The sequence below is a fragment of the Bartonella sp. AA2SXKL genome (assembly GCF_042197205.1).
Taxonomy (GTDB): Bacteria; Pseudomonadota; Alphaproteobacteria; order Rhizobiales; family Rhizobiaceae; genus Bartonella.
In genome coordinates this window covers 66,704-77,664 of sequence record NZ_JBHIRN010000001.1, presented here as the reverse complement: position 1 = coordinate 77,664, position 10,961 = coordinate 66,704, and the positions used below count along the sequence as shown (strand labels likewise).

Here is a 10,961-nt window from a genome sequence, read left to right as displayed (position 1 = left end):
TTGTACGAGGCCTGTTTCCTTTAAGTGAAGTTTTTACTCTTTTTTGTTTACTTCAATATCTATTTATCTCTAAATTGCAACGCATCATCAGATTTGCTAAGGCAAGAATAGCGATTTCTAATATATGAATCAAATTTAATGACTATACGCATTATCAAGCAAAATTTACACTGTTTTTGGAGAAAATAAAGTGAGATGAAAAAGAGCGAGCAGGATCAGAAAATGTCTCAAACTGTTTACAGTGCGAGCGAAAGAGAAGCTCTAGATTTTCATAGTCGTGGTCGACCAGGAAAGCTTGAGATTATTGCAACAAAGTCTATGGCAACACAGCATGATTTAGCACTTGCTTATTCACCAGGTGTTGCCGTTCCAGTTAAGGCAATTGCTCAAAATCCAGCGCTAGCTTATGATTATACAGCAAAAGGTAATCTTGTTGCTGTTATTTCAAATGGAACCGCTATTTTAGGGTTAGGCAATTTAGGTGCACTTGCCTCTAAGCCGGTCATGGAAGGCAAAGCAGTGCTGTTTAAGCGTTTTGCGGATATTGATTCCATTGATTTAGAAATTGATATAAATGATACGGAAAGTTTTATCAATTTGGTGCGTCATTTAGAACCTTCTTTTGGTGGAATCAATCTTGAAGACATTAAGGCACCTGAGTGCTTTATGATTGAAAGCCGCCTACGCGAGGTGATGAATATTCCTGTTTTTCACGATGATCAACATGGTACAGCGATTATTGTTGCTGCGGGTGTTCTCAATGCTTTGACTTTAACAGGGCGCGATATGCAAAATACGCGGTTAGTCTGTAATGGTGCTGGTTCTGCTGGGATTGCTTGTATTGAACTGATTAAAGCAATGGGCTTTCGTTCTGAAAATATCATATTATGTGATACAAAGGGTGTGGTCTATGAAGGTCGTAAAGAGGGAATGAATCAGTGGAAATCTGCGCATGCTATTCAAACGGATAAACGTACGCTTATGGAAGCAATGGAAGGAGCAGATATATTTTTCGGGGTTTCTGCTAAAGGTGCTCTTACCCCTGAAATGGTAAAATCCATGGCGCCGCAGCCGATCATTTTTGCTATGGCCAATCCCGATCCAGAAATTACACCGGAAGAGGTTATGCAAGTGCGTCATGATGCTATTGTTGCAACAGGGCGTTCCGATTATCCAAATCAGATTAATAATGTTCTCTGTTTTCCTTATATATTTCGTGGTGCGCTTGATGTGCGTGCAACAGTTATTAATGAAGACATGAAGATTGCTGCGGCAAGGGCTCTTGCCGATTTAGCGCATGAGGAAGTACCTGACAGCGTTGCAGAAGCTTATCGTGGAAAGCGATTAAAATTTGGTCCTAATTATATCATTCCCGTTCCTTTTGATCCGCGTTTGTTCACAGTTGTTTCAATAGCGGTAGCAAAAGCAGCAATGGAAAGCGGTGTTGCACAAAAGAACATAGATGATTTAGAGGCCTATGAGCGTGATTTAAATGCGAGGCGTGATCCTACTTCTTCGATAATGCGTGGGGTTTATAACCACGTTCGTCAAGCGCCAAAACAAATTGTTTTTGCAGAAGGTGAAGAAGAACAAGTTATGCGGGCAGCCGTTTCTTATGTTCATCAAAAATTAGGACAAGCGATTTTGGTTGGTCGGGAAGAGCAAATAAGAGAAGCAGCTGTTATCGCTGGAATTGATTTGGAGCGTGAAGGTATTTCTATTATAAATGCCAAGCTTTCTTGCCGTACAGATGCTTATGCGAATTATCTTTATAAAAAGATGCAGCGTCAAGGCTGGCTGTTGCGTGACTGTCATCGTCGTATCAATAATGATCGCAATTATTTTGCTGCGTGTATGGTGGCACTAGGAGATGCTGATGCAATGGTTACAGGGGTGACACGCAATTATGAAACAGCGTTGATCGATATACGTCGGGCAATTGATGAAAAACCAAAAGAACGATTGATTGGTATTTCAATGGCTATTTGCCGTGGCCGAACTGTGTTTATTGCCGATACAGCCGTTTATGAAAATCCTAATGCTGAAGAATTTGCTGATATAGCGGAACAAACAGCTTCGTTTGTACGTGGATTTGGGTATCAACCACGGGTAGCATTTTTAGCATTTTCTACGTTTGGCTACATGAAAGGGCAGACGACGCAGCAAATTCAGGATGCAATTAATATTTTGCACGAACGCAAGGTTGATTTTGAGTTTGATGGAGAAATAAGCGCTGATGTGGCGCTCAATTCCAAATTGATGCAGCAATATCCATTTATGGGATTAACGGAGCCTGCTAACATTTTGGTTATGCCTGGATATCACGCATCTTCCATTGCAAGCAAAATGTTACAAGAACTCGGTGAAGCAACTATCATTGGTCCTATTTTAATTGGATTGGAAAAATCTGTCCAAATTGTACCGTTTAGTGGGAGCGATACAGATGTTGTCAATATTGCAATGCTTGCGGCTTATCATGCCGCAAAAGTCGTCTAAAGGAAAAAAGCCCCTAATATACCAATAATATATCAAGGGGCTTTTTGATAGCAAAAAAATAAATTTTTTAAGAGGGCTGTATTTGATTGTCTTTTTGCTCTTCAGAAAGACGCTTTTGGAAGAGTGCTGCAAAATCAATAGGATCAATCCACAAAGGTGGAAAACCACCACTTTGAGTAGCATCAGATATAATTTGGCGAGCAAATGGAAATAAAAGACGGGGACATTCAATAAAGACCAGTGGCATAACATGTTCTTGTGGAATGTTTTTAAGGTGAAAAACACCACCGTAAATAAGTTCTACATGAAATAAGGTTTCAGTTTCATCATTGGCTTTGACGGAGAGAGACAAAACGACATCATAATTGTCATCACCAATTGGGTTAGCATTGACATTAATATTGATATCAATTTGTGGTGATTTTTCACGTGCACGTAATGAACGAGGAGCACCAGGGTTTTCGAATGATAAATCTTTTAAATATTGAGTTAATACAGCAAAAACCGGCTCTCCACCACTGTTATTCATTTCATCTTCGGCCATACGACAAACCTCTTCCATTATAATATGTATATTTATTTTAGATCTAAAGACCAGATTGGTTATCACGCCTTGCAAAAGGTTGCAAGAAATGCGCTCTTTATCTTGAATATTTTTTTAGTTTGTTACAGATTTTTTAGGCATTTCAATGGTTATCATCATTTTTGCGCCATGGAGATTCTGTCGTATCATGAATTGTGTAATCTTCTGCTTTTAGATCAATTATTTTTTCAGAGTCATTTTTTCTTTTAGTATTGGGATTCATTTTGTTTTTTAATGATGCAAAGAAATGCCAAGCAACAGAGCGAATTGGTTTAATAAGAAGTAATATTCCCAAAAGGTCAGTTACAAAGCCGGGAAGAATAAGTAAAATTGCACTAAACATGATGAAAGCATCATTAATAATATTATTCTCTAATGTGCGTCCTTGGATAAGTTCATTTTGTATATTTTTTAAGAGGCTAATCCCTTGAATTCGCAATAAAACAACCCCAACTATGGTTGTGAGAATAACCAAGCTCAAGGTTGCCAAAATACCAATTTCTTGACCAACAAAGATAAAACCAGCAATCTCGATTAAAAGAATGCAAAGAAAGATAACAACAAAAAAACGAGGATTTATAGAATAAAGTTTTATCACATGAAAGTTTCCTTCTAGATGAGTAGGGGGAGAAATTCTTAAGAGAACTCCGTTTAAATACAAAATCTATAAAAATATTTGAATGATAAGATTCCTTATTTTACATATTTATTGATAAATGGTATTGACTGCAATGTTTATTAGAGACTTAAGCTTTGGAGATTGACAGCGCCTATGGAATTTGACGTTATACTTGTCATAGCTCTTGTTGTTATGGTTGTTATTTTTGTGCAACTCCGTAATGTATTAGGGAAACGAATTGGGTTTGAAAAGCCACCCTTTGATCCTTATTCACGACGTTCTAAAAAACAAGTTGAAGCAGAAACGGCTGATAATATTGTTTCGTTCCCTCATCAGAAAAATTCACAAAAAGACGACTTTAGTGAAATTGATAAAATTTCACCGGAGGGAAGTGTTTTGAATAAAAATTTGCGGGAATTTCATAGAATTGATCCTCATTTTTCTCCTCAACTTTTTATAAAAGGTGCACAAATTGCGTATGAAATGATTGTAACAGCTTTTGCCAAAGGTGATCGCAATCAACTTAAAAGCTTGCTTTGTCAGGATGTTTTTGAGAGCTTTTGTATGGCTATTGAGCAACGAGAAAAAAATAAAGAAAGAATAGAATTCACTTTTGTTGGAATTAATAAGGCCGAATTTGTTGCGGCGGCAATACAAGAAAAAGATGAACTTTTAACGATACGTATTGTCAGTGAGATGATTTCTGTTACTTATAATGAACAGGGCGAGCGTATAGACGGTGATCCTGATGCTATTGTAGAAATCAGGGATATTTGGACTTTTGTTCGCAATAGTTTATCGTCAGATCCCAACTGGAAGCTTTTTGCTACAGAAAATGAAAATTAAAATAATTTTTGTTTTTCTTCCATAAGCATTCAATGATTTATGAGAAATTAAAATGTCCTCAAGTAAATGGAGACAAAAAAGAGATTTATTGGCTTCACAAGATCGTCTTTTATGGGAGATGGTTTGTCGTACGATAACACCGCTTCACGGTAAGATGCTCTCTTCTGCTTCAGAAACTATTGCAAATATTAATGATAAAAAACAGCCTGTAACTCAAATCTCCTCATTGTCTCAGGAAAATCAACAACCCTCGACAATTATTAAAAGAGAAAAGAGGTCAGTTACACAAGCACAAAAGATTCATTTTTTTGATCATGTTGCATATCGTAAAATTTCCCAAGGTCGTTGTCCTCTTGAGGCGCGTCTTGATCTCCATGGTTATATGCAGGAAGAAGCTTATTTTTTCTTAAAAAAATTTCTACAGTCCTCTCAGCAGAGAGGATTGCGTTATGTCCTTGTGATTACAGGAAAAGGACGATCCGTTGGGAGCGATGGAGCTTTGTATAGATTTGTTCCGTATTGGTTATCAACACCAGCTTTTCGATATTATGTCCACGCGTTTGAGCAAGCAGCGCGTCAGCATGGCGGAGAAGGTGCGCTTTATGTTTGGTTGCGCCGTTTTGTGTCGGGAGAAGGAAAGTGATGTTATTGTGGTCGCTCTAGATTTTATATTTATTTATACTTATAATTTATTGTTTTTGTATATTTCGTAAGAGCCTTGAATACAATATTCCCTTCTTTATAATTTTTTATAAAAAATTATAAAGATATTATTTTACATTCTACGTATTGCTTCACGCTTTTGTTTATCGCATTCTTTAACGGGGCACATCCCTCACGCAAAACAGAATGACATTGAATTGCATGTATTCACAGGCTTGTTTTAAAGAAACATCTCTCAACGCTCCCAAGCCTATTTTGCGACGGCATCCGTGAAGAGTATAATGATAAATCCATGAAGCACCCCCTATCTTTATACTTAATAAAAGGGCAATCTGGCATCATCGTACACTTTGCCATCTCCCAATGTTGCAACAACCCTTTAAGTCCTTGGCACTTGAAAGCATTTATAAGAGGCATGCCTTTCTTTAAGTGTTTTTAACTCTCCACAGTTCTCATCTCGCTCGTGACGCCCAAACAAAAGATTTTGATTGATTCAATATAAGAGGACTTAAAATGAGAGAGATATAAATGGATCTCATTCAGGTTGCAAAGCGATAAATTATTTTTATAAACCACAGCATTACTCTATGTAAATACACGAAGAATAAAAACATGAGAAATTGAGAAACTAGCTTATTCAAAAGATGTCACTATGGATAGTGTTAAAAGCAGTACAACTAAATTAAAGAAAATTATGAAAATAAACAGGAATATAACTTTACAACACACAGCTGCGCAATAGCACCAAAGGATAGAGTTTCGTTGAATAGTTTCATGAAGAAATTTTTTCATTTATTAAAAGCTCCATTAAATTTCTTTCTCATAATAATTCGATAATTAAAATTTAATAGCGAAGCGCAGAAGGCGTAGAATACGAGATTCAATTGAGGATATTACACTCTTATCCGACGTCTTTCAGATATTGGTTGAAATGCTAGCTTAGCATGAAAGGCACAATAAGGGCTGTTTTCATCAGAATCTGCACCACAAAAATGAAAATCTGCTGATAATGGATCGCCAACCGGCCATCTACATGTATTTTCACTCAATTGTAGAAGATTAAGTTGACGTGATATAGGCACAACTACATTGGATTTTGTGGACATATCAACTTCTTTTACATCTTCCACTACAAATTCTGTCTTTAAAGCGGTTTCTTCAATACTTACAGCTGATGTGTTTATTGGCGATACCGTGGATGTGTTGCGACGCACACGTGGAGATGATGGATTGCTGCTTCCCACGGGAGTTTTTTGCGCACGCGTGCTTCCTTGTGCTGTCTTACCACGTCCTGGTAACTTTAATCGATGTACTTTGCCGATGACTGCATTTCTGCTGACCCCACCTAATTGAGCAGCAATTTGACTTGCACTTAACCCTTCACTCCAAAGCTTTTTAAGAAGCTCAACGCGTTCACATGTCCAACCCATACCAGCACTCCATTCCGATTACGTCACTAAGATGCTCTCCCCCGTTGCATCTTCAAATGTTTAAATAATGTTTTCATTACGCTGAATGAAAGAACCTTACACTCTACGTGAGCATAAAAAAATCATCCAACCTGTGGATTTACAAATCAAAACACATCATCTTGCTTATTATATTGTAAATTACAATATGCACTCACTCTATGACAAGAGTCTTTACCTCTTAAAGAGTTTATTTAGAATGTTTTCCCCAACTTGCAAATCAATTATAGGTTAAACTTTCACTTTTGTTTAAGGCTTTTTCCCAAAATGCTTATTTGTAGAACCTTCATTGACTTTTTTTCAATTGGTGTAATGATCTATTCTATAGGTGTAATCACTAATCGTAATGAAATGTTGAAAGCACCGTAACGAAATATACCATGCTGTTTTATTTGTAGTGTTGCTTTGTATATATATATATATTGAAAAGACTAAAATATAAAGGGAATTATGATGGATGCCGTCTCTATACAACCACTTTATGAATGCTTCGCAAGACGAAATTTGCATTTTGAACAGGGGCATGGTGTATGGCTTATTTCCGATAAAGGAGACCATTATCTTGATTTCACATCTGGCATTGCTGTTAATGCATTAGGATATTCACATCCAAAATTGGTTGATACGCTCAAGATACAAGCTGAAAAACTTTGGCATGTTTCTAATATTTTTCAATCTCCTGAACAAGCATCTTTTGCCACGCGGCTTTGTGCAAATAGTTTTGCGGATAAGGTTTTTTTCTGCAATTCAGGCACTGAAGCATTGGAGTGCGCATTCAAAACGGCACGTCATTATTACTATGCTACTGGTCATTCAGCACGCATTGAAATAATTACTTTTGAAGGGGCATTTCATGGACGTACACTTGCTGCACTTGCTGCGACTGGGCATGAAAAGTATCTTGAAGGCTTTGGACCTAAAGCTGGTGGATTTATTCAAGTACCTTTTTGTGATGAAATCGCTTTGCGTAACGCTATTAATAAAAATACCGCCGCTATTCTTATTGAACCTATTCAAGGAGAAGGAGGAATACGAACGGTTTCTCATGAATATTTAAGGTTTTTGCGTAAAATATGCGATGATAATGGTCTGTTGTTGATTTTGGATGAAGTGCAAACGGGCATGGGACGAACAGGAAAGCTTTTTGCTTATGAATGGAGTGATGTCACGCCTGATATTCTTACCCTCGCAAAAGGACTAGGAGGTGGATTTCCATTGGGCGCTTGCCTTGCAACGGATAAAGTTGCAAAAAGTATGATACTTGGAACGCATGGATCAACCTTTGGAGGAAATTTGCTTGGAATGGCTGTAGGAAATAGTATTCTTGATGTTTTGTTAGAGCCAAGTTTTCTCATCCATGTTCAGCGCATGGGTGATAAACTAAAAAGTGGGCTTTTGCACATTCTCAATATCTATCCTGATATTATCTGCGCAGTTCAGGGGATGGGGCTTATGTTGGGTATTCAGTGTATTGTACCTTCAAATCTTGTCGTTAATGCTTTGGAAAATGAATATCTCTTAAGCGTTGCAGCCAACAACAACGTTGTGCGCTTATTGCCTCCTCTTATCATTAGGGAAGAAGAAATAGATGAAAGTTTACATCGTATTGAAAAAGCAATAGCGTATCTTTCACAAGTAAACAAAGAAAGACAAATATCACACACATGACAAATGCTCTTCGTCATTTCACGGACTTATCCATTTTAACGCCAGCAATAGCACGTGCACTGATCGATTATGCAAAGATCCTTAAAGCATCTTTTAAAGCAGGAAAAGGTTCAAAACCTTTTATAGGTAAAACACTTGCGATGATTTTTGAAAAACCATCCACACGAACCCGTATTTCATTCGATATCAGTATGCGCCAGCTTGGCGGAGATACAATCATGCTCACGGGTTCAGAGATGCAACTTGGTCATAGTGAAACCATAGCTGATACGGCGCGCGTTTTATCCCGTTTTGTGGATATCGTGATATTGCGAACAACGAAACACCAACGTATGCTCGAATTGGCACAATATGCACAAATTCCTGTCATTAATGCCCTTACAGATGATACACATCCTTGCCAAATTCTAGCAGATATCTTAACCTATGAGGAGCATCGGGGGCCAATTGCTAGCAAAATATTTGCGTGGATGGGGGATGGTAATAATGTGCTTCATTCCTTAATTGAAGCTGCAGCTCTTTTTGGTTTTCATTTGCGTATTGCCACACCAAAGGGCAGTGAACCACAGGAACAATTTGTACATTGGGCACGTGAGCGGGGAGCACATCTTATGCTAACCCATGATCCCCAAAAAGCGGCTCAAGATGCTGATTGTATTATGACCGATACATGGGTCTCCATGGGACAAGAATTTCGTGCTCGCAGTCGTTCTATTTTTCAGCCTTATCAAGTCAATGAATCTCTCATGAAATTAGCAAAACCTGATGCTCTTTTTATGCATTGTCTTCCTGCTCATCGTGGTGAAGAAGTGGTTGATTCTGTGATTGATGGACCGCACTCCGTTGTTTTCGATGAGGCTGAAAATCGTCTTCATGCTCAAAAAGCAATTCTTTCTTGGTGTTTACAAGATGCGTTTTTCTCTCCACAATAGCCTCCCTACAACAAATTATATAAAAAAGGCAAAGCTATGAGTGAACAAGCTAAAGATGAAGCCTCTCTCAACAACAACTTCTTGCATGAAGATGATAGTGTTATTCCCTTTCAAGTTGAAGAACTTGATATCCGTGGACGTGCCGTACAACTTGGGGAAACTTTAAATTCTATTCTTAACAGACATCAATACCCTGAACCGGTTTCTTATCTTCTAGCAGAAGCTTTACTTTTAACGGTTCTGCTTGGAACTTCTCTAAAACTTACGGGAAAATTTATTTTACAAACTCATTCCGATGGACCAGTTAATATGTTGGTGTGCGATTTTTCGCCTCCTTCCAGTTTACGTGGATACGCTCGTTTTGATAAGGAACAGCTTAAACAAGCCATAGACAATAATCAAATCTCTTCAGAAATACTTTTAGGAAAAGGCACTTTAGCTTTCACAATTGATCAAGGTCCCCATATGCAACCTTATCAAGGGATAGTGGCATTAGATGGATCAAATTTACAAGAAGCTTCTCGTATTTATTTTGATCAATCAGAACAAATTCCTACCGATATCCGTTTGGCTGTTGCTATATTAATTAATCGTGACCAACAAGGAAAACCGCAGAAAAGCTGGCGAGCTGGAGGTATTTTGACCCAACTTTTGCCCCAATCATCGTCTCATCACAAGCGAGAAAAAACGAAAACTCATATCCAATTGGATAACCAATGGCAGGAAGCTAAAATACTCATGAAAACGATTGAAAGTTCAGAATTAACGGATCCCCAGGTCGGTAGTAAACAGCTCTTGTTCCGTCTTTTTCATGAACAAGGTGTTAGAGTTTTTAACCCTTTTTCTCTTGTTGATCAATGTTCTTGTTCACACGAAAAAATTAAAGGAATCCTAGAAGGCTTTTCTATTGATGAACGCAATAAAATGGTTCAAAATAAATATATTTCAGTTACATGTGAATTTTGCTCAAAAATGTATCGTTTTACAGCGCAAGAATTTTTGGAAGAAAAAACATAATCAAACATTTTTCATTAAAAAATGATGATTGCAACAAAAGCCTATTTTATTTGCGTCATAAAAGTTTACGCATAAGCTCATATGAACTTCTAGAATATTTCTTTCTTTAGCTTTTTTCGATGTATGCCAATGATCTTTCTTTTGCAATCAGTATTAATATCATACAGTACCTTCAATATATTGATTTATAATAGTAATTTATCGTTTTGCATGTTGAATGAGAGTCCAGAATATTGTAAAGTTCTCTCATGGCAAATCTCTTTTATATTGCATCAATTAAAATCACTTGCTTGCACGTTACAAGCAGAGCTGGCGTGGGGGTAAAACACGAAAAAAGGTGTAAAAATCCTTCTGAATCGTCTCAAGTGCCAAGGCTATGTCGTAATACCCCAGAGCTGGCAAAATGTGTGGTGATAATAGCTTGCTATTTATATTAAGCGTAAAAATGGTGGTGCTCTATAAAACGGCATACATAGCGTGGTAAAACTGGATGTTTTTACTTACAAGTCTGCATTATTATATTTTTCAACTTAAAATATTGCCAATTATTTTCATATTTAGATGATTCATAAAAAGTATTTTTAGCCTTTTCTTAAACATTTTTTTAATTCAACATAAAGAAATTTGAAAAAATCTCATAGTATTCGGTGTTTTCATTTAATAGATAA

The 10,961-nt window shown here is 37.3% G+C and carries 9 protein-coding genes and 1 pseudogene; 6 read left to right on the top strand and 4 right to left on the bottom strand.

Annotated elements, in window-relative coordinates; genetic code table 11:
* The first annotated feature begins 195 nt into the window (after window positions 1-195).
* Window positions 196-2,496, top strand: a complete 2,301-nt coding sequence (locus ACFINS_RS00300) for an NADP-dependent malic enzyme (RefSeq protein ID WP_375611416.1) — start codon at window positions 196-198, stop codon at window positions 2,494-2,496.
* A 67-nt stretch (window positions 2,497-2,563) separates the two neighbouring features.
* Here ACFINS_RS00300 and secB read toward each other — a convergent pair whose 3' ends face one another.
* Window positions 2,564-3,040, bottom strand: a complete 477-nt coding sequence (gene secB, locus ACFINS_RS00295; RefSeq protein WP_375611417.1) for a protein-export chaperone SecB — start codon at window positions 3,038-3,040, stop codon at window positions 2,564-2,566.
* A 142-nt stretch (window positions 3,041-3,182) separates the two neighbouring features.
* The gene (locus ACFINS_RS00290) at window positions 3,183-3,677 is read right to left on the bottom strand and encodes an FxsA family protein (RefSeq protein WP_375612822.1); all 495 of its coding nucleotides are present in this window, start codon (window positions 3,675-3,677) and stop codon (window positions 3,183-3,185) included.
* Window positions 3,678-3,851: 174 nt separating this feature from the next.
* Here ACFINS_RS00290 and ACFINS_RS00285 point away from each other — a divergent pair, with 174 nt between their 5' ends.
* Complete coding sequence (locus ACFINS_RS00285; RefSeq protein WP_375612823.1) at window positions 3,852-4,544, top strand: Tim44/TimA family putative adaptor protein; 693 nt, start codon at window positions 3,852-3,854, stop codon at window positions 4,542-4,544.
* Between the two features lie 52 nt (window positions 4,545-4,596).
* Window positions 4,597-5,187 (top strand): Smr/MutS family protein, encoded by a 591-nt coding sequence (locus ACFINS_RS00280; RefSeq protein WP_375611420.1) that lies wholly within the window; start codon window positions 4,597-4,599, stop codon window positions 5,185-5,187.
* Between the two features lie 135 nt (window positions 5,188-5,322).
* On the opposite strand, the pseudogene ACFINS_RS00275 reads toward ACFINS_RS00280, so the two are convergent.
* A pseudogene (locus ACFINS_RS00275) lies at window positions 5,323-5,571 on the bottom strand (Arm DNA-binding domain-containing protein); the annotation flags it as partial.
* Window positions 5,572-6,100: 529 nt separating this feature from the next.
* A complete protein-coding gene (locus tag ACFINS_RS00270; protein ID WP_375628448.1) occupies window positions 6,101-6,637 on the bottom strand; it encodes a GcrA family cell cycle regulator in 537 nt (178 codons plus the stop codon).
* A 492-nt stretch (window positions 6,638-7,129) separates the two neighbouring features.
* Between ACFINS_RS00270 and ACFINS_RS00265 the strand changes: the two genes are divergently transcribed.
* Genes ACFINS_RS00265 through ACFINS_RS00255 form a run of 3 tightly spaced genes read left to right on the top strand, consistent with a single transcriptional unit; the run spans window position 7,130 to window position 10,293 of the window.
* Window positions 7,130-8,344 carry an aspartate aminotransferase family protein gene (locus ACFINS_RS00265; RefSeq protein ID WP_375638179.1) on the top strand — a complete coding sequence of 405 codons (1,215 nt, stop codon included), beginning with the start codon at window positions 7,130-7,132 and terminating at the stop codon, window positions 8,342-8,344.
* Window positions 8,341-9,276 (top strand): ornithine carbamoyltransferase, encoded by a 936-nt coding sequence (gene argF / locus ACFINS_RS00260; protein WP_375649142.1) that lies wholly within the window; start codon window positions 8,341-8,343, stop codon window positions 9,274-9,276. The genes ACFINS_RS00265 and argF overlap by 4 nt, the downstream gene beginning before the upstream one ends.
* A 36-nt stretch (window positions 9,277-9,312) precedes the next feature.
* A complete protein-coding gene (locus ACFINS_RS00255) occupies window positions 9,313-10,293 on the top strand; it encodes an Hsp33 family molecular chaperone (RefSeq protein ID WP_375649145.1) in 981 nt (326 codons plus the stop codon).
* Window positions 10,294-10,961: the final 668 nt, after the last annotated feature.

Coding starts and splice junctions, on each gene's coding strand:
- argF (WP_375649142.1), top strand. CDS start 8,341: ATGACAAATGCTCTTCGTCATTTCACGGACTTATCCATTTTAACGCCA.
- ACFINS_RS00255 (WP_375649145.1), top strand. CDS start 9,313: ATGAGTGAACAAGCTAAAGATGAAGCCTCTCTCAACAACAACTTCTTG.
- ACFINS_RS00280 (WP_375611420.1), top strand. CDS start 4,597: ATGTCCTCAAGTAAATGGAGACAAAAAAGAGATTTATTGGCTTCACAA.
- ACFINS_RS00285 (WP_375612823.1), top strand. CDS start 3,852: ATGGAATTTGACGTTATACTTGTCATAGCTCTTGTTGTTATGGTTGTT.
- secB (WP_375611417.1), bottom strand. CDS start 3,040: ATGGCCGAAGATGAAATGAATAACAGTGGTGGAGAGCCGGTTTTTGCT.
- ACFINS_RS00300 (WP_375611416.1), top strand. CDS start 196: ATGAAAAAGAGCGAGCAGGATCAGAAAATGTCTCAAACTGTTTACAGT.
- ACFINS_RS00265 (WP_375638179.1), top strand. CDS start 7,130: ATGGATGCCGTCTCTATACAACCACTTTATGAATGCTTCGCAAGACGA.
- ACFINS_RS00270 (WP_375628448.1), bottom strand. CDS start 6,637: ATGGGTTGGACATGTGAACGCGTTGAGCTTCTTAAAAAGCTTTGGAGT.